Origin of the sequence: Phytopseudomonas daroniae (genome assembly GCF_004327275.1) — a bacterium.
In the GTDB taxonomy this organism is placed as follows: domain Bacteria; phylum Pseudomonadota; class Gammaproteobacteria; order Pseudomonadales; family Pseudomonadaceae; genus Aquipseudomonas; species Aquipseudomonas daroniae.
Map to the genome: position 1 here is coordinate 715,547 of NZ_QJUJ01000001.1, position 20,984 is coordinate 736,530.

The following is a 20,984-nucleotide window of genomic DNA, read 5'->3' on the forward strand; positions in this document are numbered from 1 at the left end:
CACAGTGGCCGACCGTCGTGACTACCACCGTTCAGCCCATGACCACCCTCTCCCTGCTCGCCCAGCACGTCACTCGCCGCCCGCAACGCATCGCCCTGCTCGAGCAGATCGCCGAGCAGGGCTCGATCACCCGTGCGGCCAAGGCGGCGGGCATGAGCTACAAGGCCGCCTGGGACGCCATCGACGAATTGAACAACCTGGCCGACCAACCGTTGGTGGCGCGTAGCGTGGGCGGCAAGGGCGGTGGCGGCGCGCGGCTGACGCCTGCTGGCGAACGCCTGCTGCAGTTGCACCAGCGCTTGCAGGCGATTCAGACCGAAGTGCTGCAGGCCGCCGAAGATGATGCCGACCTACAGGTGCTCGGCCGCCTGATGCTGCGCACCAGTGCGCGTAACCAGCTGAGCGGCCGGGTGCGGGCGATCCAGCCCCAGGGCTGCAATGACCTGATCGACATCGAACTGCCCGGCGGCTCGCCGATCCAGGCGCAGATCACCCGCAGCAGCACCCAGCATCTGCAACTGCAGCCCGGCGCGCCCTTGATGGTGTTGATCAAGGCCGGCTGGCTGCAGCTCAGCCCGCCCAGCCTGGCAGCCGATGTAGACCTCAACGAGCTACTGGGGCATATCGAGCAGATTCTGGTCGAGGCCGATGGCCCCAGCGAAGTGCGCATCGCCCTGCCCAACGGGCAAACGCTGTGCGCCCTGGCTTCCGCCGAGCAGCTCGCCAAGCAGGGTTTGCTGGTAGGTAGCCCGGTGCGCGCACAGTTCGCCGCCAGTCATGTGTTGCTGGGGACGCAGGTCTAGCGCAACTGGTGGACTAAAACGGATCACCGCCCGGTTCACCTGATATGTACCTATCAGGATACGAGCACGAATAGTGGCCGTGCCGAACGCCCCAGGCGTTACACTCTCCGGCCAACCGACGGAGCTGCCCATGTCTCATCCTTTCGCCGCCCTCACCCCCGATCTGGTTCTGGATGCCGTCGAGAGCCTGGGCTACCTCAGCGACGCCCGTGTGCTGGCGCTGAACAGCTATGAGAACCGCGTCTACCAGGTAGGCATCGAAGGGGAAACCCCGCTGATCGCCAAGTTCTACCGGCCCCAGCGCTGGAGCGATGCGGCGATCCGCGAGGAACATACCTTCAGCGCCGAACTGGCCGAATGCGATGTGCCCGTGGTGGCACCGCTGCAGCGCGATGGTGAAACCCTGTTCGAGCACGCCGGCTTTCGCTTTTCTCTGTTCCCGCGCCGTGGCGGACGTGCGCCGGAACCCGGCAATCTGGATCAGCTCTATCGCCTCGGCCAACTGCTCGGCCGCTTGCATGCGGTTGGCTCGCTACGCCCGTTCGTTCATCGGGAAACCCTGCAGGTGAGCAACTTCGGCCACGCTTCCCTGGCTACCTTGCTGGAAGGCAACTTCGTACCACGCAGCCTGCTGCCCGCCTACGAGTCGGTGGCCCGTGATCTGCTGGGGCGTCTGGATCAACTGTTCGCGGAGAACCCGGTGCAAGCGATCCGCCTGCACGGCGACTGCCACCCAGGCAACCTGCTGTGCCGCGACGACACCTTTCACATGGTCGACCTGGATGACTGCCGCATGGGCCCGGCTATTCAGGATCTGTGGATGATGCTCGCCGGCGAGCGTCATGAGCGACTTGGCCAGATCGCCGAGCTGATCGACGGTTATCAGGAGTTTCACGACTTCAATCCCCGCGAACTGCCGCTGATCGAAGGCCTGCGCTCCCTGCGCCTGATGCACTACAGCGCCTGGCTGGCACGCCGCTGGGACGATCCGGCCTTTCCGCCGAGCTTCCCGTGGTTTGGCAGCGAGCGCTACTGGGGTGAGCAGATCCTGATGTTGCGCGAGCAGATTTCCGCCTTGAATGAAGAACCGTTGAAGCTGTTTTAAGCGCGTCGCACCCGCAATAAAAAGCTGAACGATCGGACAAATATCGCACTAGAATGGTGCATCTCTCCACTGCCTTGTTAAGGACTTGCATGGCCACCGCAGATCTGCGCCGCGGCTACATTCTGGGCCTCTCAGCCTATGTCATCTGGGGCCTTTTTCCGCTCTATTTCAAGGCGATCCAGACTGTTCCGTCACTGGAAATCATCGTCCATCGGGCGCTCTGGTCTGCCGTATTCGGCGCGCTGTTATTGCTGGTGTGGAAGCATCCGGGCTGGCTACGCGAGCTGCTCGACCATCCCAAGCGCTTCGCGGTGCTGGCCATTAGTGGTTCGCTGATCGCTGGCAACTGGCTGGTATACGTGTGGGCGGTGAACAACGAACGCATGCTCGAAGCCAGCCTGGGTTATTACATCAACCCGCTGGTCAACGTACTGCTCGGCATGCTGATCCTCGGTGAACGGCTGCGTCGCCTGCAATGGGTCGCCGTCGGGCTGGCGGCCGCGGGCGTTGCCCAGCAGCTTTGGCAGGTCGGCAGCCTGCCCTGGGTGTCGCTGGCGTTGGCGCTGAGCTTCGCGGCGTACGGCCTGATCCGCAAGAAGGCGCCGGTTGCCGCACTGCCGGGGCTGGTGGTGGAAACCTGGTTGCTGCTGCCGCTGGCCATCGGCTGGATTCTTCTGCACCCCACCGCCATGAGCAACCAGCTGGCATTCTGGACGACCAGCGAGGCGCTGTGGCTGATGGCGGCCGGGCCAGTCACGCTGATTCCGCTGGTGTGCTTCAACGCCGCCGCACGCCACCTGCCCTATACCACCCTGGGCTTCCTGCAGTACGTGGCGCCGACCCTGGTGCTGCTGCTGGCAGTGTTCGTTTTCGACGAGCATTTCGATCCGGGCAAGATGGTCGCTTTCCTGTTCATCTGGGCTGGCCTGGCGGTGTACAGCGTCGATGCCTGGCTGACCCTGCGCAAGAACTAACGCATCACGTCGTCGGCAAGAATCTGCTTGCGCAGACTTGCCGATAACGAACCGTCCATACAAAACCGACCACAAGCGATTGCAGGGCGTAGTTGCATCCTGCAATCATATGCGAATAATTATTGCTTTATTTTCGCGGAGCCACCTGTGTCGGTCGGGGAATCCACGCATCAGCAACTGACTGGTCAGCTCTATCGCGATCACCGCGACTGGCTGCTCGGCTGGCTGCGTAAAAGCCTGAGCTGCCCGCAACGGGCCGAAGACCTGAGCCAGGACACTTTCGTTCGCGTACTCGGTAAGCCCGACCTGCAGCAGTTGCGTGAACCTCGCGCCCTGCTCGGCACCATCGCTCGCGGCCTGCTGATCGACCACTTCCGCCGTAACGCCGTCGAACGTGCCTATCTGGAAGAGCTGAGTCATACCCCCGAAGCCGTGCACGCCAGCCCCGAAGAACAGGCGCTGGTGCTCGAAGCCCTGCGCGAGATCGACCGTTTGCTCGGCACGCTGTCGCTCAAGGCGCGCAGTGCCTTCCTCTACAACCGTCTGGACGGCCTTGGCCACGCCGAGATCGCCGAGCGCCTCGGGGTGTCCGTCTCGCGCGTGCGCCAATACCTCGCCCAGGCGGCGCGGCAGTGTTACATCGCGCGGTATGGAGAGCCGACCGCATGATTGCCGCATCTGCGCCGGTCAGCAATCGTGTACTGGAAGCCGCCATCCACTGGCAGCTCTGTCTCGACTCAGGCATGACCAGCGAACGGAAGAAAGTGGAATTTCAACGCTGGCTGGCCACCGACCCCGAGCACGCACGTGCCTGGAAACAACTGACCGGGCTGGATCAACAACTCGGTGTCGCAGCTGCTCCTGCTGCGCGCAAGGCCCTGTTGCGACGACCTGAACGCACCAGCCAACGGCGTAACGTCGGCGGTCTGCTTGGCGTGCTGCTGGTCGGCGCCCTGGGCCTTGGCCTGCTCAATCATCAGCGCCCGCTCAGTGACTGGCTGGCCGATGAAAGAACCGCCAGCGGCGAACAACGCGAACTGCAACTGGTGGATCGTAGCCGGGTGCGCCTGAACAGCCGCAGCGCCCTGGATATCGATTTCAATCCCAAAGAGCGTCGACTGTTCCTGCGCAGCGGCGAAATCCTCGTGGAAACCGCCCATGGCGATCCGCGTCCGTTTCTGGTCGAAACCAGGCACGGCACCTTGCGCCCCCTGGGCACCCGCTTTCTGGTGCGCGAGGAAGACCAGGGCACCCGCCTGATCGTGCTGCAATCAGCTGTAGCCGCGCACCCGCTGCAATCCCCGGACGAGCGCGTGATCGAACAGAACCAACAGGTACTGATGAACAGCTACAACCTGGGTGCCAGCCAAGCCGCACCACCAGCCGCCGACGCCTGGATGCACGGCATGCTGGTAGTGGAGAACGTGCGCCTGGCCGACCTGCTGGAACGCCTCGGCGAGTATCAGAGCGGCCACCTGGGTGTCGACGACAGCATCGCCGACCTGCGCATCAGCGGTAGCTTCCCGCTGCGCAATCGCGATCTGGCTTTGACCGCCCTACCGGCCAGCTTGCCGGTACGGGTGGAGCGCTACACCGATTGGTGGATCCGGATCGTGCCGCAGGCGGAAAAGCCGTAGTAAAAATATTTTCGCGGCTGCCCTATCACTTTCTGCATCTGCTTCGGCAATAGGAGATCGAGACTCATTTCCCTATAGGAGCAGCTCGCGATGCCGATGTTCAGCCGTACCCCGTTCCGCCCGAGCATACTGGTCGCCGCCCTGGCGCTGGCCAGCCTGCCAGCACTCAGCCAGGCCCAATCGGCTGAATCCGCCGTGCGCACCTACCAGTTGCCCGCCGCACCGCTGGCCAGCTCCCTCAACCAGATCGCCAGCCAGGCCGGCGTGGTGCTGAGCATCGACCCGAGCCTGACCGCCGGCAAGAGCGCACAGCCGGTACAGGGCGAATTCGACACCGCCAGCGCCCTGCGCCAGGCACTTTCCGGTACCGGCCTGATGCTGGTACCCGGCGCTGCCGGAACCTACAGCGTGCAGCCGGTAGCGGACAACGCCGCACTGGCTTTGCCCGAGACCAACATCAGCGCCAGTTCAGTCTCCGCAGATGGCGGCGAAACTTCCGGATACCGGGCCACTAACGCGAAAAACATCGGAGCGCTTGGCGGCATGAACCTGCAGGATGCTCCCTACTCTATAAGCGTGGTTTCCAGCGACCTGATGCGCAATATCCAGGCAACGTCGATAGACGATGTCTTCAAGCTCAACCCCTCCACCCAGTTCACCTCTCCATCCACTGCTGGCTATGCGAGCTCGGTCAGCGTCCGAGGTTTCAGCGACCTGGGCAATCTGAACATTGCCAACGATGGGCTGCGTTTTAGCAACGCCTCTGACAGCGGCAATTTCGTGGAAGAAATGGATCGCCTGGAAATCATCACCGGGCTGAGCGGTTTTCTGTATGGCCCTGCAGCTCCGGGAGGCCTGGTCAACTATGTTCTTAAACGACCAACTTATGAACGCTATAACAGCGTGACACTGGGCAATGCCGGCGGCGAGAACTATTACTTGCACGGCGACTTTGGCGGCAAGATCGACGATCAGGGTGTTCTCGCCTACCGAGTAAACCTGCTTACCCAGGACGGTGAGACCGCCATTGATATGCAGAAGCGCCGTCGCCAGATGGTCAGTTTGGCGCTCGACTGGAATGTTAGCGACGATCTGCAGATCCAGTTCGATGCTTCCTACAAAGAAAACCAGACTCGTGGCCTGACCAGTTACTGGTATTTCGATGACCAAGCCTATCGCCCGGATGCGAATGACCTGAAGAACGATGAGCTGTACAGCCAGCGGTGGGCGTTCTCAGATAGCGAACACAAGCGGGTCGGCAGCCGCTTCAACTGGAGGCTCAGCGATATCTTCAGTCTGCGCGGCGCGCTCGCATACGACCTGAACGAAACCCAGTACACCTACACCGGCCCCAGTTTCTACAACCCGGATACCTATGTGCAGGAACTCTATGCTTTCGCACCGGTAGAGCGGGAAGAAACCTCGGGCTATCTGTTTCTCGACTCGGTTTTCGATACTGGCGGCATTGGCCACAAGGTAACCCTTGGCTATCAGGGCAATACCGCCCGTGAGCGCAACTACACAGATTACATCGATCTGAATTACCAGTACGGCTCGGTAATTGGAAACCGCCCGATCAGTGAGCGCCCACAAGTACCCAAACCACCTTATTCCGTCGGACATGGCGACCAGCACCTCTCGGCACGCACACAATCCGATAATGTGTTGATTGGCGACGTGATTACATTCAACGAGCAGTGGTCGTCCGTGCTGGGCGTGACACGTACACGCATCAAGACCTTCAGCGACAATTTTGTCTGGGTAGAAGCGTTCGGATTTGCGCCCGAGATTGAAAGCTACAGCGAGAGCAAGACTTCACCCAACATATCCCTGATATACAAGCCCCAGCCATGGCTCACTACCTATGCGACGTACATTGAAGGATTGCAGGAAGGCGGAATTGCTCCTAGCACATCGGCCAATGCGGGTCAGGTTATGGCACCGGCAGTCAGCGAACAATATGAAATTGGGGTGAAGGCCGCACTGGGAGAAGCACTCCTGACCGCAGCGCTGTTCAACATCGAAAAACCGAACAGTTTCACCAATGACCAGAACATCTATGTCCAGGACGGCAAACAGGAGAACACCGGTCTGGAACTCGGCCTGACCGGCAAGGTAACACCTAGCCTGACCCTCATCACCGGCCTGACCCTGCTGGATCCGGAAGTGAAGAAGACGGGTAATGCCGCCAATGATGGCAAGAAACCGGTGAGTGTCGCTTCGCAACTGGCCAAGCTCTATGCCGAATACGAAATCGGCGCGGTACCCGGGCTGGTTCTGACTGGCGGCGCCTACTACACAGGCAAGCAATACGCCGATGAAGCCAACCAGCACAGCCTGCCGTCGTTCACCACCTTCGATGCCGGCGCTCGCTACCGCGTCCCTGTGGCCGACAATAGCCTGACCTTGCGCGCCAACGTCAGCAACCTGACGGACAAGGACTATTGGCTGAGTCGCCATTATCTCGGAGCACCGCGCACCCTGACCTTCTCGGCACAGTTGGAGTTCTAAGGCAGGCAGTACCTGATCCCCCATGTCCGGCTCGCACGGGCATGGCGGGTCGCCTACTCCTCCATCCGCAACTTCAGCTCCACCATCAGATCGTCCGCCAAGGTTTCCAGCGATGTCTGCAGCGCACTCAGCGGCAGGCCTTCAGGTACCGCCAGAATAGCCTGTGCGTGAAACAGCGGTTCGCCGCTCATGGGCGCGGGCGTCACGTCAGTGATCAGGCTTTCCAGATTGACACCGTTATCCGCCAGCAGCCGCGTGATATCGCGCACGATACCCGGTCGATCATTGCCCAGCAGATCGAGATGGATCGACTTCCAGGTGCAATCCGGCTCGGCACCAGCCGAAGCGAGTTGCACACGAATGCCCTGGGCACTCAGCTCGTTCAGTGCCTCCATCAGCGCGCCGTGGGAAGCCGCCGGAACGTCCACCCGCAGGATGCCGGCGAATTGCCCCGCCATCCGCGACATACGGCTTTCCAGCCAGTTGCCGTCATGCTTCGCCACGCACTGGGCGACACGCTCGACCAGGCCGGGTTGATCCTGGGCGATAACGGTCAGTATCAGATGATCCATGCTCACGTCCTCGTCGTTGCTGCTCAACTCAGGTCGAGCCAGTAGGTAAGGTAAACCGCATCCCGGACATAGCCGAGGCGCTCGTATAAGGATTGTGCCGCCAGGTTGGTCTTTGCCGTTTCCAGCTGCAAGCCGCAGGCGCCAGTGCTCAGTGCATACTGCCGGGCGGCGTCCAGCAACTGCTCGCCAATGCCCTGCCGACGCGCCTGATCGGCAACGTACAAGTCGCTCAGCAACAGGCTCGGGCGCAATGCCAGCGAGGCGTACAGCGGATAGAGCTGCACGAACCCCTGCGCGCCACCTTGCTCGTCACGGGCAATGAACAGCGTTGAATCGCCTCGCTCGAGGCGCGTCGCCAGAAAGTCGCGCACCTCTGATGCGGCCTTGTCCACGGCATAGAAATCCAGGTAGGCCACGAACAGCGGCACCAGGTCGTCGAGATCGGCAGTTGCGGCGACGCGTATCGACATGTTCGATTCCTCGCAGATGGTCTGCAGTATAGGCAGTTCCGTCACGGCGGCTTTGCGACCGGAGTACGACCAAGGTAGCGCCGACCATTTCTGGACTGTTTTTCCCGATTCGTTCATGTAGTATCTGTTAAAAACCACTACATGAATTCAACCCCAGTCCTGCTGGTTGTGGAAAACCCCGCTCACGAAGCATCTCCAGACAAGCCGCATCGACCCGGGCAGCCGTCAACAACGGCCCCCCGACAATGGTCTGTCTGCGCAGCACCGAGGGTTCCCTGCCGATACAGTGGCTAAGCGAAGCAGAGAGGCGAGAGATGACTGAGCGTGTTCAAGTCGGTGGCCTGCAGGTCGCCAAGGTGCTGTTCGATTTCATCAATAGCGAAGCCATTCCCGGCAGCGGTGTCAGTGCCGATGCTTTCTGGGCCGGTGCCGATGCCGTATTCCGCGACCTGGCACCAAAGAACCGCGCCCTGCTCGACAAGCGCGACCAGTTGCAGGCGCAGATCGATGGCTGGCACCGCGACCGGGCCGGCAAGCCGCACGACTCGGCCGCCTACAAAGCCTTCCTGGAAGAAATCGGTTACCTGCTGCCGCAGCCGGCTCAAGTACAGGCCAGCACTGAAAACGTCGATGACGAAATCGCCCGCCTCGCCGGCCCGCAACTGGTAGTGCCGGTGATGAATGCGCGCTTTGCCCTGAACGCCTCCAACGCACGCTGGGGCTCGTTGTACGACGCCCTGTACGGCACTGATGCGATCAGCTTCGAGGCCGGCGCCGAAAAGGGTAAGGGCTATAACAAGATCCGCGGCGACAAGGTCATCGCCTTCGCCCGCGCCTTTCTCGATGAGAGCGCGCCACTGGCGACCGGCTCCCACGCCGACGCCATCGGCTATCGCATCGAAGGCGACAAGTTGTTGATCAGCCTCGCGGGAGGCGAAATCAGTGGGCTGCATGACGCCAGCCAACTGGTTGGTTTCCAGGGCGATGCCAGCGCGCCCATCGCCATTCTGCTGCAGCACAACGGCCTGCATTTCGAAATCCAGATCGACGCCGGCAGCCCGATCGGCAGCACCGATGCCGCAGGTGTGAAAGACCTGCTGATGGAGTCGGCGCTGACCACCATCATGGACTGCGAGGACTCGGTGGCCGCTGTCGACGCCGACGACAAGACCCTGGTCTACCGTAACTGGCTGGGCCTGATGAAGGGCGATTTGAGCGAGCAGGTGAGCAAGGGAGGCAGTACCTTCACCCGCACCATGAACCCGGATCGCGTCTACACCCGTCCGGATGGCGGCGAGCTGACCCTGCACGGACGCAGTCTGCTGTTCGTGCGCAACGTTGGTCACCTGATGACCAACCCGGCGGTGCTCGATGCAAATGACAACGAGCTGCCGGAAGGCATTCTCGATGCGCTGTGCACCAGCCTGGCCGCACTGCACAACCTCAATGGCAACACCAGCCGCGCCAACACCCGCACCGGCTCGGTGTACATCGTCAAACCGAAGATGCATGGCCCGGAAGAAGTCGCCTTCACCAGTGAACTGTTCGGCCGTGTCGAAGAGGTGCTGGGCCTGCCACGCAATACGCTCAAGGTCGGCATCATGGACGAGGAGCGGCGCACCACGGTCAATCTCAAGGCCTGTATCGCCGCCGCCAGCGAGCGCGTGGTGTTCATCAACACGGGGTTCCTCGACCGCACCGGTGACGAAATCCACACCTCCATGGAAGCTGGCGCCGTGGTGCGCAAGGCGGCCATGAAAAGCGAGAAGTGGATCAGCGCCTACGAGAACAACAACGTCGACGTCGGCCTGGCCACCGGCCTGCAGGGGCGCGCCCAGATCGGCAAGGGCATGTGGGCCATGCCCGACCTGATGGCCGCGATGCTGGAGCAGAAGATCGGCCACCCGCTGGCCGGTGCCAACACCGCCTGGGTGCCCTCGCCGACCGCCGCCACCTTGCACGCGCTGCACTACCACAAGGTCGACGTGTTCGCGCGCCAGGCCGAACTGGCCAAGCGCACGCCGGCCTCGCTGGATGAAATCCTCAGCATTCCCCTGGCGCCAAGCACCGACTGGTCTGCCTCCGAAATCCGCAACGAGCTGGACAACAACGCCCAGGGCATTCTCGGTTACGTGGTGCGCTGGATCGACCAGGGTGTCGGCTGCTCCAAGGTGCCGGACATCAACGACGTCGGCCTGATGGAAGACCGCGCCACCCTGCGTATTTCCAGCCAGTTGCTGGCCAACTGGCTGCGCCATGGCGTGGTCAACGAGGCGCAGGTGCTGGAAAGCCTCAAGCGCATGGCTCCAGTGGTCGACCGGCAGAACGAAGGCGACCCGCTGTACCGCCCGATGGCGCCAGACTTCGACGGCAACATCGCCTTTCAGGCGGCCCTGGAGCTGGTGCTCGAAGGCAGCAAACAACCCAACGGCTATACCGAACCGGTGCTGCACCGCCGCCGCCGCGAGCTGAAAGCCAGCCTGGCGCGTTAAACGTCCGCGAAAAGAGAAAACCGCCTTTCGGCGGTTTTCTTTTTCCAGATCAGAAGACCCTCCCGTAGGGTGGGTCGGGCCGCGCAGGTGAGCGACGCAATGCCTCGCGACTTTAAACAACACCGCTCTAGAAGCGTCGCGTAACCCACCAGGCGACAGCCGGTGTTGCGCCAATGGTGGGTTACGGCGCCGCGGAAATCACCATACGCTTCCCATATAAACAGGCGCCTAACCCACCCTACGGAACCGCGCACAACCCGTAGGGTGGGTCGGGCCGCGCAGGTTAGCGACGCAATGTCCCATGACGTCCAAACAACACAGCTCTCGACGCGTCGTGTAACCCGCCAGACGATAGTCGGCGTTGCGCCAATGGTTGGGTTACGGCGCCACGGAAATCACCACACGCTCCCATATACAACAGGCGCCTAAGTTATCCTACGAAACTGTGCGCGTCACCCTGCCGGTTGTACCGCAACGCGGCGCTGCTGCCAGCGGTAAACGGAGAAACGCTTGGGTGTCTCGTAGAGCCAATTGATGTTGAGCGCTTCGAGAAACTTCGCCGCGATGATCGGCAGCAGCACCCCGGCCAGACAGCCTGCGACGATATGCAGGGTGTCGTCGTTGATGCCCAGGAACTTGCTCAGCATCACACGCATGCCGCTGCCAGCGAGGATATGCATGAGGAAGATCGGCATTGACAGCGCACCCAGGGTCAGCACCCAATCCATCGGTCGACGCGCCAGCACCATGCACAGGCTGACACTGAACAGAATGCCGATGAAGGCCACGACCAGCGAGGCCGCACCACGATCCGCATAGGTCAGGCCAAGCGGGCCGTGGAACAGATACTGCGCCACGACGAAGGCCAGGCCGCTGCCCAGCGCGAATGCCGAGGCGCGCGCCTCGATGCCGTCACGGATCTGGTTGAACCAGATGCCCAGGGCGAAGAACACGAAGTTCTGCGCCAGGAACACCAGTGCCGCGACACGTGGCGTCCACTGTTGCAGCAGGTAGAACAGCGCGCTGAGTACCAACAACGGCAGGAAGGCCCGGGTGGAAAAACGGCGATAGAGCAGAATCGCCAGGCAGAAGGCGGCGAACAGCGCATACAGGAACCAGAACTGCGCCCGTGGCGACCACAGCAGCGCGAGCACTTCGCCCATCCCCACACCGCCGTTGGTATAGCGCGCCAGCACCACTTCGATGCTGCCTTGCAGCAGCGACCAGAGCACGAAGGGATAGAAGATGGTATCGATCTTGTTGCAGAACAGCCCACCGCTGCCGCGGTTGTTCAGCGAATGCCAGAAGAACAGCCCGGACAGAAAAAAGAACAGCGGCATGTGAAAGGTGTAGATGATGCTGTCCACCAGCTCATGGAAGGCCACGTTCTCGGTGATGATTCCACCGTTGAGCAGGCCACGCACCACATGGCCATAGACCACCAGCAGGATGCCGACGGCCTTGGCGTAATCCACCCACAGATTGCGGTTTGTCATGCGTGCATCCTTGAGATGAAGTCCAGCGTGGAAGGTGGCGGCGACTCGAATGCCGCCACGCCGATCAGAGCATCGAGCCGAGGCTCAGGTTCCCGGGCCGATGCTGGCGCAGTTACCGCCGCCCAGGTACTTCTGTAGCACCGCCCACTGCGGGCGATCCTCGCCCTTGATCGGTTCGATCGACAGCTTGTGCTTGCCCCACGACGGCCCTGCCGCCCAGTAAGTGAAGGGAATGCAATGCTTCTGCAGGTAGGCGAGCGTGTGATCCAGCGCTACCAGGCCGCTCTCGTCCTCGGCCGGCACGCCGAACTCGCCGATATGGCCCTTCTTGTTGTGCTTGATCAGCCAGTTGACGAAGGGCTCGATGCGCTTGACGCCGATCTGCGGATCGAGGTCGGCGGCCAGGGCCTGCTGGTAACTGCCACTGCTGTCAGGATCGATGTACATATGCGCGGAATAGACGATGTTGTCTGCCGGATCCTTCAGATCCAGCAAGGCATCGTTGAGTTTGGGCCACTGGGTCGCCGAGGAGTATTGCGCCCCCTCCACGTACACGGCATTGCGCGAATCGTGCTTGCGCACCCCATCGATGCCTGCCTGAGCCACCGCTGGCCAGAACGTGTTGGCCGCACCGTAGGGCTCGTTCATCAGGTCATAGGAATACACCGCGGGATTGTCGCCCCAACGTGCGGCGATACGCTCCATCAGGTTCTGATAGGCGGAGATTGGCACGTCGTCGGTACCGATCACCTTGCCGTAGTAACGCCCGTAGTTGTGGACATCGAGCATCACCTCGATACCGCTCTGGTGAGCCTCGGCCAGGGTCTTGTCGATAAGCCTGGCATAGCTCTCGTCGAACTCACCGTTGGCCTCGGGCTGCAGACGCTCCCACTGGATGGAGAAGCGTATCCAGCTGATGCCTTTCTGCTGCCACTTGGTGTAGTAACCGGGTGGCGGGAAGAAGAAGTTGGTACCGTGCTTGCCGGGAATGTGCGAGCTGGCGAATGCCGCACCGGCCACGTTGATGCCGATAAGCTCGATGGGCTTCTGCTGCGCGCTGGCGCTGCAACTCAGGATGATGCCAAGCCCAAGGGCCAGAACCCGGCCAGGAAGGTTGCCACTCATTGATGCTTCTCCTCTGTATCCGGAACGAAAATGAAACCATCCGGATGCTCTAAAAATACGTCCCAGACAAAACAGGACGCCAAACAACCGCAGAGGTTCACGACAGGCCGCTGCAATCTCGTGACAATCGATAAAAAGCAGGTGGCAGGAACAGACCCTAGACTTACGTCCTATGTCGATTCCTGCCCCAGGCCGCCACCATGTCGCCACAAGAACAAAAAGGAAACGAGCGATGAAACCAGCGGACGACTTCGTCCAGGCCGGCAAGACCGCGGTGCGGCAGAACATCCACGGCACCATGGAGTTTCTGCAGAAGTTTCCGCCCTTCAACCAGATGGATACCGCCCACCTCGCCTACCTGGTCGAGCATTGTCAGCTGCGCTTCTATGGCGAGGACGACACCATCGTCCACCCGGACGATGGCCCGGTTCAGCACCTCTACATCGTCAAACAAGGGCGTGTGCACGGCCAGCGTCCTCACTCGGCACGGCGCGGCACGGAAACCACCTTCGAGATCACCAGCGGCGAGTGCTTTCCCATGGCCGCGCTGATCGGCGAGCGGGCGACACGTACCGCTCACCTGGCCGCCGAAGACACCTTCTGCCTGTTGCTCGACAAGGCGGCCTTCGTCCGCCTGTTCGCGCAGTCCACGTCACTGCGGGATTTCGCCCTGCGCGGCGTCAGCAGCCTGCTCGATCAGGTCAACCAGCAGGTGCAGATGCGCGCAGTGGAAACCCTCGGCTCGCAATATTCGCTCGATACCCGCCTCGGCGAGCTGGCCATGCGCCAGCCGATTTCCTGCGCACCGGAGATGCCACTGCGCAAGGCCGTGCGGCTGATGCACGAGCAACAGGTCGGCAGCATCGTCATCGTAGACCCTGGCCTGCGCCCACAAGGCATCTTCACCCTGCGTGACCTGCGCCGCGCGGTGGCGGATGGCAGTTCGCTGGAGCAGCCGATCAGCAGCCTGATGACCCAGGCGCCGTTCCATCTGCCGCCGAGCGCCAGCGCCTTCGATGCCGCCATCGCCATGACCGAACGGCATATCGCCCACGTCTGCCTGGTGGAACAGGGCCAGCTGTGTGGCGTGGTCTCCGAGCGCGATCTGTTTTCCCTGCAGCGTGTCGATCTGGTGCACCTGGCGCGTACCATCCGCCACGCCGGCCGCGTGGAAACCCTCGCCGCGCTGCGTGAAGACATACGCCAACTGGTCGACCGCATGCTCGCCCACGGCGCCAGTGCCAGCCAGATCACCCATATCGTCACCCTGCTCAACGACCACACCGTGTGCCGGGTGATCGAACTGACCCTCGAGGAGCTGGGCGACCCAGGCATACCCTTCACCTGGCTGTGTTTCGGCAGCGAAGGGCGCCGCGAACAGACCCTGCATACCGACCAGGACAACGGCATTCTCTTCGAGGCGACAGACGGCGCAGAGGCGGCGGCGATTCGTGGCCGCCTGCTACCCCTGGCCATGGAAATCAATCAGCGCCTGGCACACTGCGGGTTCAGCCTGTGCAAGGGCAACATCATGGCCGGCAACCCGCAGCTGTGTCTGTCGCGCCAGGAGTGGTCGCGACGCTTCGCCGGTTTCGTGCGCGAAGCCTCGCCGGAAAACCTCCTGGCCTCGACCATCTACTTCGACCTGCGCGCGGTGTGGGGCGATGCCAGTGGCTGCGAAAAACTGCGCGACGAATTGCTCGGGCAGATTGCCGATAACAGCCTGTTCCAGCGCATGATGGCCGAAAACGCCCTGCGCCAGCGGCCACCCGTTGGGCGCTTTCGGGATTTCGTGGTGGCCCGCCGCGGTGCCGAGAAAGACACCCTGGATCTGAAATCCCAGGGACTGACCCCCTTCGTCGACGGCGCCCGCCTGCTGGCTCTGGCCCATGGCATAAAGACCTGCAATACCCAGCAGCGCCTGCGTGAGCTGATCGGCCGCGGGGTGATCGATCCGCTGGATGGCGCCGCCTATGAAGAGGCCTATCACTTCATCCAGCAGACTCGCCTGCAACAGCACCAACTGCAGGCGCGCCAGTCCCAGCCGTACTCCAACCGCCTCGACCCGGACAGCCTCAACCATCTGGATCGACGCATCCTCCGTGAATCCTTTCGTCAGGCCCAGCGCCTGCAAAGCAGCCTGACGCTACGCTATCAGCTATGAATGCACTCACCTGGCTGACCCGCCGCCACACAACCCTGCCTCCCGAACAACAACGCCGTCGCGACGCGCTACCCGCGCCGGCAGCGCCTGACGACACACCACTGACGCGCCAGCGCCTGGTGGTACTCGACCTGGAAACCAGCGGGCTGGACATGAAGCGCGACCAGGTGCTGTCGATTGGCGCCGTGGTCATCGACAACGGCGCCATCCAGCTCGGCCAGCAATTCGAATGCACCCTGTACCGTGACGATCATCAGGTCAGCGCCAGCGTTCTGATCCACGGCCTGGCGCCCAGCGCCATCGCCGCCGGCATCGAACCGGATGAAGCGCTGCTGGCGTTCATGGAGTTTCTCGGCGACAGCCCGCTGCTGGCCTTCCACGCCGGCTTCGACAAGCGCATGCTCGGCCGCGCCCTGAAGGACACCCTGAACCTGCGCCTGCGCCATCCGTTCTTCGACGTCGCCGAACTGGCGCCCCTGCTCTGCCCCCAGGCGCAAATCCGCAACGGTGGTCTGGACGACTGGACGAAGCATTTCGGCCTGCAGGTACAACAACGTCACCACGCCAGCGCCGACGCCCTGGTGACCGCCGAACTGGCGCTGATCCTGTTCAGCCGCGCCCGCAAACAGCAGATCGACAGCCTCAAGGCCCTGGAAAAACGCCTGGCCGGATGGCGCCGACGGCAGCAGGCGCCATCGCTTTAACAGGCCGTTGAAAAACGGCCTGCGTTGCCATCGCGGCGTACCGGGCAAGGCGCGGGAAACAACAGGGCAATGCTGCGCGCCAGTTGCCGTCCCGCGCGGCGCTCTTCGCGCAGCCCGACGCACCCGCTCATCGCCGGTACCACAGGCGGAAGAAGCCCAGAGCGAACAGCAGGGCGATCTGCATCATCGCCACGCACAGTTGCAGAAACGACTGTACGGTGGTGTTCGCGGGTGCATCGGTCACCCCGCTCAGGGCGTTCCAGAATGGCGCCGGCAACGCCTGCAAACCGAGTTGGGCGAAGGGCCAGCCGCTGAGCATCAGTAGCTCGATCCAGTCGAAGCGGCCGACGAACATCATGCCGATCAGCAGCACGCCGGCAATACAGAGCCCCAGAGCGAAACAGGCGGAAAATTGCAGTAAGCGTCGCATATCGATCTCCAGAGGGCATGCGCTTGGCACGCCCCGGCAGGGTGTCAGGGGGTGACCACGGTTTCGCTGGCAGCCGGACGGCCCACGCCATACCAGTCGAGCTTGCGGGTCAGCACCATCACGCAGCCCAGCACGCCGAACACCAGCAGCGAACCCATCAGCAGGGCGTAGTCCTCGGCGCCGAGCAAGCCGTAGAGCAGCCCGTACAAGGCGGCCAGCAACACGCCGAAGGCACCGCCTCGCGACCAGCTGCGCAGCACGCTGCTGACGTAGAAGGTGTTCAGCGCCACGCAGCCCAGGGCGGACAATCCATAGGCGATGGCGAAACCCAGGTGCTCGGAAAGCGACAGCAACAGCAGGTAGAAGAGCGCCAGCGACAGGCCCACCAGGGCGTACTGCACCGGGTGCACGGCCAGGCGCTTGAGCACCTCGAAGAGGAAGAACACGGCGAAGGTCAGGGTGACGAACAGTAGCGCGTACTTGATCGCCCGGTCGGCCTTGAGGTACTGATCCACCGGCTCGATGAAGCTCACCCCGAACACGCGATTCTGCATCGCCGAGCAGGAGCCGCTGACGCAGGCGCTCAGCGCTTCCTGCATGTCGGTGGCGAAGAAGCTGGTCTGCCAGTTGGCAGTGAAACCCTGTTCGGTCACTTCGCGTTGGCTCGGCAGGTATTCGCCGACGAAGCTCGGGTGCGGCCAGTCCGAACGCAGGGTCACCTGACTTTCGCGGCCGACCGGGGTGATGCTCAGTTGCTCGGTGCCCTGCAGTTTCAGGTCGAAGGCAAAGACCAGGGTCTGCTCGTCGCGGCCATCATGCGCCGGTAACGGTACGTGCACACCACTGCCGAAACGGTCGTCACCACTGCCCGGCTCGAAGCTCAGGCTGGCACCATTGAGCTGCAATTTGAGGTCATTGCCGATCCCGCGCACATCGCTGATGCCGACGGCAATGAAGGGATCATCGAACCGATAGGCCTCGACATCGCTGACGCCGTAATGGGCCGGCACCTTGAATTCGCCACTGACCTGGCTGTCGCTGTGATACAGACGTGCCTGGTAGATACCGCGGTAGCGCAGCTCGGTACGCACATCGCCGTCGAGGGCAAAACGCTCCGGCAGGAAGTACAGGCGCCCCAGCTCGACGCCTTTCTCCAGATAGCGCTCGCTGGAACCCGCTACGGTTTTCCACTGCTGCACCGTCTTGCTGTAGGGCACCACCAGGATCGGCCCGGTGATCTGTTGCTGGTAACTGGAACTGCGGGCGATGTCGCGCAACACGTCATTGCGCAGGCTCTGACGTTCGTTCACCAGGCCATCGATCAGCAGCAGAGGGATCATCAACAACAGAATCAGCAGGGCAATGGTGCCCAGTTTCAGGAACAGGCTTCGGTTCATGGCACAGCGCTCCGTGCAGTTGGGATGCACGCAGTCTGGCCACGCCCCGTGGAGGCAGCGTGGAGCGAAGATGGAGATTGTGTGGCAATTGTGCGAACAGCGGCTCGATCGTAGGAGGCCTAGCCCTTGCCGGCGATTCGCCGGCAAGGCAGCTACGTGATCATTGGCTGCTCGCGACAGTGAGCATTACTCACCGCGGATGTACTGCTCCAGGTGCTGGATCAGGTTTTCCTGGGCGCTAATGATGTCCTTCACCAGGTCACCGATCGACAACAGGCCGACCAGTTGGCCGTCGTCCACCACCGGCAGGTGGCGAAGGCGGCCGCTGGTCATCAGCTCCATGCAGCGCTGGCTGTCCTCCTTGGGCGATACGGTGATGACCTTGGCGGTCATGATGTCACTGACCTTGAGATCCGTCGCCGAGCGCTCCAGCACGACGATCTTGCGCACGTAATCGCGCTCGCTGACGATGCCAGCCAGACGCTCGCCTTCGAGCACCACCAGTGCACCGATACCTTTCTCGGCCATCAGCTTCACCGCGTCGAATACCGAGGTGGAGAGGGTGACGCTGTATACATCGGTGTAGGACTTGCCCTTCAGCACATCTGCCACGGTCTTTTTCATGCGCGTTCTTCCTGTACCGGTCGATTGGCGATCAGCTCAGCATAGCCAAACTCAACGCGCCCGTATCATGGGGATAAAACAGTCGTCGCGAGGTGATTGCTGCAGGTCGGAAATCGCTTGCCGGGGAATCAGCGCGGAAAACTCAAGCACACCTCGACGCCACCGTCGACATTGCCGATCAGCAGCGTACCACCATGCAGTTCGGCCACTTCCTGTACGAAATTGAGCCCCAGGCCGGTGCTCTTGCGCCCGGTAGCCGGCCGCGCCAGGGAGTAGAAGCGCTCCGTCAGGCGCGGCAGTGCGTAATCTGGAATCGCCGCCCCCTGGTTGAACAGACGTACCTGCAGATGAGCATCACCGCTCTCGCTGGAAAACCGGATCAGCCCGCCCGGCGGCGTGAAATCCAGGGCGTTGTCGAGCAGGTTGGCCAGCGCCTGACGGAGCAGGAAGCGCTCGCCGAGCAGCGTATGGGCGGCCGCCACCTGGTTGTCCACACGTACGCCGCCGCGTTCGATACGCGCCATCTGTGCCTGCACGAGGCTGTCGATCAGCGGCTGCAGCGCCACCGCCACTCGTTCTTCCAGGCCCTGCCGCTGTTCGACCTGAGCCAGGTGCAGCAAGCGCTCGACGAGGTTCTGCAGGCGCTCGCTCTCCTCCACGATATTGGCCACGAAGCGCTGGCGCTGGGCCTCGGGCATATCGGCTTCCAGCAACTCGGCCGCACCGCGAATCGCCGCCAGCGGGCTTTTCAATTCATGGGTGAGGGTGTGCACATAGCGCTCGACGTACGCCTTGCCCTCCAGTTCGGTGCGCATGCGTTCCACCGCCTGGGCCAGTTGCCCGAGTTCACCGCCGCGTACCTGGGGCAATTCGGCCCGCTGCCCCTCGCTGACAGCCTGTGCATAACGGGTCAGGCGGCGCAGCGACCCACTGAGCCACCAGCTGAGTAGCCCGCCGATCAGCAAACCCAGGCCGATCAGCCCGGCCCCCAACCAGCCGAGACGCCGCTGTGAGCGTTCGATATAGGGCTGCAGCATGCGATTCGGCTTGGCCACCGACACCACGCCGAGAATGCGCCCGTCGTCGACGATGGGTGCCGCCACGTACATCACCGAGGAATCCGGATCGCTGGCATCTTCGCGGGTCGAGCGTACGCCGTAGCGACCACGCAGGGTCAGGTAGACATCGTTCCAGCGCGAGTAATCCTGGCCCACCGCCAGGCCGCTGGAGTCGAGCAGCACGATGCCCTGATCGTCGGTGACGTAGATGCGGTGATTGACCTGGTTCTTCGGCACACCCCAGATCTGCGCCTGGGGCTGACGCCGCCCATAGGCCTTGAGCAGTTCGGGCAATCGTCCCTGGGCCAGGTGACCTGATTTGACGTCTTCACGCAGGACTTCCGCCAGTAGGTGCGCGGTGTCGACCAGGGTTTCCTCGGTGGACTGGCGCACGCCGGGGCGGATTTCATCCATCACCGTGCTCAGCACGAACCAGCCGGACAAACCGACGAACAGGAAATACACCAGGAAAATACGTACCCCGAGCGGCATCAGCGAAACTCCTGGGAGGTGGGCATCTGACCTACTCCAGCTTCAGGCTATAGCCCAGGCCACGGTGCGTCTGGATCGGCTCTGCCTGCGGCGCGACCTGGCGCAGCTTGGCGCGCAGGCTTTTGATGTGGCTATCGATATTGCGTTCGTAGCCGGCATCTGCCGACACGCCCAGGGCATCGAGCAGCTGCTCGCGGCTGAACACACGCTCCGGTTGCCCCAACAAGCATTGCAGCAGTTGGAACTCCAGGCGAGTCAGGCTCAGGGTATGGCCGTGGTAATCGATACGCACCCGCTCGTTGTCGATCCGGAACGGCCCACCGACCGTCTTCGTGGCAGCCTCGCGAGGGCCGACCCGCTTGAGAATGGCTTTGACCCGTGCCGCCACTTCGCGCGGGCTGAAGGGCTTGACCACATAATCGTCGGCGCCGATTTCCAGGCCCACCACGCGGTCGATCTCATCATTGCGTGCGGTGAGAAACATCACCGGCACCTCGGAAAAGCGCCGCAGCCGTTTGCAGGCTTCGAAGCCGCTGATATCCGGCAGACCGACATCGAGAATCACCAGGTCGAAGGGCTCACGCTCCAGCAGGGTCAACGCCTCTCCAGCAAGGGTCGACCAGCGGGTAGTGAACCCCTCGGCTTGCAGGGCATACACCAGGGTATCGGCAATTGCGGCTTCATCTTCGACGATCAGGATGGTCGCCATGATTGGCATCCTTGCGGCTCGGGCTCCGGAGCCTGCGTGAAGGCCACTCTTATCGTCAAGAGCCGACACCCTTGGCCGCTATACACAAAACAGGTGGATCAATCTGTGGATAAGCTTGGCATGAACCGCTACAGCCCACTATCCATAGGTATCAAAGCCCTACGATCATTATTTGACCAATGACTTACCCGCAGTCCGAAAGCAGCCAAGCCACTGTAATA

Annotated in this window: 18 protein-coding genes; 9 read left to right on the forward strand and 9 right to left on the reverse strand. The window is 62.2% G+C overall.

Translation table 11 applies throughout. The annotated features are described in order from the left end of the window. The first annotated feature begins 38 nt into the window (after positions 1-38). The 6 genes from DNK10_RS03430 to DNK10_RS03455 all read left to right on the forward strand — a co-directional run bounded on the left by DNK10_RS03430 (position 39) and on the right by DNK10_RS03455 (position 7,030). A complete protein-coding gene (locus tag DNK10_RS03430) occupies positions 39-803 on the forward strand; it encodes a TOBE domain-containing protein (RefSeq protein ID WP_131190580.1) in 765 nt (254 codons plus the stop codon). A gap of 130 nt (positions 804-933) precedes the next feature. After that, on the forward strand, positions 934-1,908 hold the full coding sequence (locus DNK10_RS03435; protein WP_131179575.1) for a serine/threonine protein kinase: 975 nt from the start codon (positions 934-936) through the stop codon (positions 1,906-1,908). Between the two features lie 89 nt (positions 1,909-1,997). After that, positions 1,998-2,882 (forward strand): EamA family transporter RarD, encoded by an 885-nt coding sequence (gene rarD / locus DNK10_RS03440; protein ID WP_131190581.1) that lies wholly within the window; start codon positions 1,998-2,000, stop codon positions 2,880-2,882. 147 nt (positions 2,883-3,029) lie between these two features. Beyond that, the gene (locus DNK10_RS03445; RefSeq protein WP_131179577.1) at positions 3,030-3,551 is read left to right on the forward strand and encodes an RNA polymerase sigma factor; all 522 of its coding nucleotides are present in this window, start codon (positions 3,030-3,032) and stop codon (positions 3,549-3,551) included. Continuing rightward, positions 3,548-4,519: a FecR domain-containing protein gene (locus DNK10_RS03450; protein WP_131190582.1), complete on the forward strand. Its 972-nt coding sequence runs from the start codon at positions 3,548-3,550 to the stop codon at positions 4,517-4,519. The genes DNK10_RS03445 and DNK10_RS03450 overlap by 4 nt, the downstream gene beginning before the upstream one ends. A gap of 90 nt (positions 4,520-4,609) precedes the next feature. Beyond that, positions 4,610-7,030 carry a TonB-dependent receptor gene (locus DNK10_RS03455; RefSeq protein WP_131190583.1) on the forward strand — a complete coding sequence of 807 codons (2,421 nt, stop codon included), beginning with the start codon at positions 4,610-4,612 and terminating at the stop codon, positions 7,028-7,030. 53 nt (positions 7,031-7,083) lie between these two features. On the opposite strand, the gene DNK10_RS03460 is transcribed toward DNK10_RS03455, so the two are convergent. Next, positions 7,084-7,602 carry a glycine cleavage system transcriptional repressor gene (locus DNK10_RS03460; RefSeq protein WP_131179579.1) on the reverse strand — a complete coding sequence of 173 codons (519 nt, stop codon included), beginning with the start codon at positions 7,600-7,602 and terminating at the stop codon, positions 7,084-7,086. 23 nt (positions 7,603-7,625) lie between these two features. Then, a complete protein-coding gene (locus DNK10_RS03465) occupies positions 7,626-8,072 on the reverse strand; it encodes a GNAT family N-acetyltransferase (RefSeq protein WP_131190584.1) in 447 nt (148 codons plus the stop codon). 314 nt (positions 8,073-8,386) lie between these two features. Here DNK10_RS03465 and DNK10_RS03470 point away from each other — a divergent pair, with 314 nt between their 5' ends. Then, positions 8,387-10,564 carry a malate synthase G gene (locus DNK10_RS03470; protein WP_131190585.1) on the forward strand — a complete coding sequence of 726 codons (2,178 nt, stop codon included), beginning with the start codon at positions 8,387-8,389 and terminating at the stop codon, positions 10,562-10,564. A gap of 452 nt (positions 10,565-11,016) precedes the next feature. Here DNK10_RS03470 and DNK10_RS03475 read toward each other — a convergent pair whose 3' ends face one another. Continuing rightward, the gene (locus DNK10_RS03475; RefSeq protein ID WP_131190586.1) at positions 11,017-12,060 is read right to left on the reverse strand and encodes an acyltransferase family protein; all 1,044 of its coding nucleotides are present in this window, start codon (positions 12,058-12,060) and stop codon (positions 11,017-11,019) included. Between the two features lie 84 nt (positions 12,061-12,144). Then, complete coding sequence (locus DNK10_RS03480; RefSeq protein WP_131190587.1) at positions 12,145-13,185, reverse strand: glycoside hydrolase family 5 protein; 1,041 nt, start codon at positions 13,183-13,185, stop codon at positions 12,145-12,147. Between the two features lie 232 nt (positions 13,186-13,417). Here DNK10_RS03480 and DNK10_RS03485 point away from each other — a divergent pair, with 232 nt between their 5' ends. Next, positions 13,418-15,349, forward strand: coding sequence for a putative nucleotidyltransferase substrate binding domain-containing protein (locus tag DNK10_RS03485; protein WP_131190588.1), 1,932 nt, complete (start codon positions 13,418-13,420; stop codon positions 15,347-15,349). Continuing rightward, on the forward strand, positions 15,346-16,053 hold the full coding sequence (locus tag DNK10_RS03490) for a 3'-5' exonuclease (RefSeq protein WP_131190589.1): 708 nt from the start codon (positions 15,346-15,348) through the stop codon (positions 16,051-16,053). The genes DNK10_RS03485 and DNK10_RS03490 overlap by 4 nt, the downstream gene beginning before the upstream one ends. Positions 16,054-16,180: 127 nt before the next feature. Here DNK10_RS03490 and DNK10_RS03495 read toward each other — a convergent pair whose 3' ends face one another. The 5 genes from DNK10_RS03495 to creB all read right to left on the reverse strand — a co-directional run bounded on the left by DNK10_RS03495 (position 16,181) and on the right by creB (position 20,763). Beyond that, on the reverse strand, positions 16,181-16,483 hold the full coding sequence (locus DNK10_RS03495; RefSeq protein ID WP_131190590.1) for a hypothetical protein: 303 nt from the start codon (positions 16,481-16,483) through the stop codon (positions 16,181-16,183). A 44-nt stretch (positions 16,484-16,527) separates the two neighbouring features. Continuing rightward, a complete protein-coding gene (gene creD, locus DNK10_RS03500) occupies positions 16,528-17,880 on the reverse strand; it encodes a cell envelope integrity protein CreD (protein ID WP_131190591.1) in 1,353 nt (450 codons plus the stop codon). A gap of 186 nt (positions 17,881-18,066) precedes the next feature. Further along, on the reverse strand, positions 18,067-18,504 hold the full coding sequence (locus DNK10_RS03505; protein ID WP_131179588.1) for a CBS domain-containing protein: 438 nt from the start codon (positions 18,502-18,504) through the stop codon (positions 18,067-18,069). A 128-nt stretch (positions 18,505-18,632) separates the two neighbouring features. Next, a complete protein-coding gene (creC, locus tag DNK10_RS03510; RefSeq protein ID WP_131190592.1) occupies positions 18,633-20,054 on the reverse strand; it encodes a two-component system sensor histidine kinase CreC in 1,422 nt (473 codons plus the stop codon). A gap of 31 nt (positions 20,055-20,085) precedes the next feature. Beyond that, positions 20,086-20,763 (reverse strand): two-component system response regulator CreB, encoded by a 678-nt coding sequence (gene creB, locus DNK10_RS03515; RefSeq protein ID WP_131179590.1) that lies wholly within the window; start codon positions 20,761-20,763, stop codon positions 20,086-20,088. Between the last annotated feature and the right edge of the window lie 221 nt (positions 20,764-20,984).

What these genes read in the sequence shown, in the direction of transcription:
- DNK10_RS03430 (WP_131190580.1), top strand. Translation starts at nt 39, where the DNA reads ATGACCACCCTCTCCCTGCTCGCCCAGCACGTCACTCGCCGCCCGCAA.
- DNK10_RS03435 (WP_131179575.1), top strand. Translation starts at nt 934, where the DNA reads ATGTCTCATCCTTTCGCCGCCCTCACCCCCGATCTGGTTCTGGATGCC.
- rarD (WP_131190581.1), top strand. Translation starts at nt 1,998, where the DNA reads ATGGCCACCGCAGATCTGCGCCGCGGCTACATTCTGGGCCTCTCAGCC.
- DNK10_RS03450 (WP_131190582.1), top strand. Translation starts at nt 3,548, where the DNA reads ATGATTGCCGCATCTGCGCCGGTCAGCAATCGTGTACTGGAAGCCGCC.
- DNK10_RS03455 (WP_131190583.1), top strand. Translation starts at nt 4,610, where the DNA reads ATGCCGATGTTCAGCCGTACCCCGTTCCGCCCGAGCATACTGGTCGCC.
- DNK10_RS03460 (WP_131179579.1), bottom strand. Translation starts at nt 7,602, where the DNA reads ATGGATCATCTGATACTGACCGTTATCGCCCAGGATCAACCCGGCCTG.
- DNK10_RS03465 (WP_131190584.1), bottom strand. Translation starts at nt 8,072, where the DNA reads ATGTCGATACGCGTCGCCGCAACTGCCGATCTCGACGACCTGGTGCCG.
- DNK10_RS03470 (WP_131190585.1), top strand. Translation starts at nt 8,387, where the DNA reads ATGACTGAGCGTGTTCAAGTCGGTGGCCTGCAGGTCGCCAAGGTGCTG.
- DNK10_RS03475 (WP_131190586.1), bottom strand. Translation starts at nt 12,060, where the DNA reads ATGACAAACCGCAATCTGTGGGTGGATTACGCCAAGGCCGTCGGCATC.
- DNK10_RS03480 (WP_131190587.1), bottom strand. Translation starts at nt 13,185, where the DNA reads ATGAGTGGCAACCTTCCTGGCCGGGTTCTGGCCCTTGGGCTTGGCATC.
- DNK10_RS03485 (WP_131190588.1), top strand. Translation starts at nt 13,418, where the DNA reads ATGAAACCAGCGGACGACTTCGTCCAGGCCGGCAAGACCGCGGTGCGG.
- DNK10_RS03490 (WP_131190589.1), top strand. Translation starts at nt 15,346, where the DNA reads ATGAATGCACTCACCTGGCTGACCCGCCGCCACACAACCCTGCCTCCC.
- DNK10_RS03495 (WP_131190590.1), bottom strand. Translation starts at nt 16,483, where the DNA reads ATGCGACGCTTACTGCAATTTTCCGCCTGTTTCGCTCTGGGGCTCTGT.
- creD (WP_131190591.1), bottom strand. Translation starts at nt 17,880, where the DNA reads ATGAACCGAAGCCTGTTCCTGAAACTGGGCACCATTGCCCTGCTGATT.
- DNK10_RS03505 (WP_131179588.1), bottom strand. Translation starts at nt 18,504, where the DNA reads ATGAAAAAGACCGTGGCAGATGTGCTGAAGGGCAAGTCCTACACCGAT.
- creC (WP_131190592.1), bottom strand. Translation starts at nt 20,054, where the DNA reads ATGCCGCTCGGGGTACGTATTTTCCTGGTGTATTTCCTGTTCGTCGGT.
- creB (WP_131179590.1), bottom strand. Translation starts at nt 20,763, where the DNA reads ATGGCGACCATCCTGATCGTCGAAGATGAAGCCGCAATTGCCGATACC.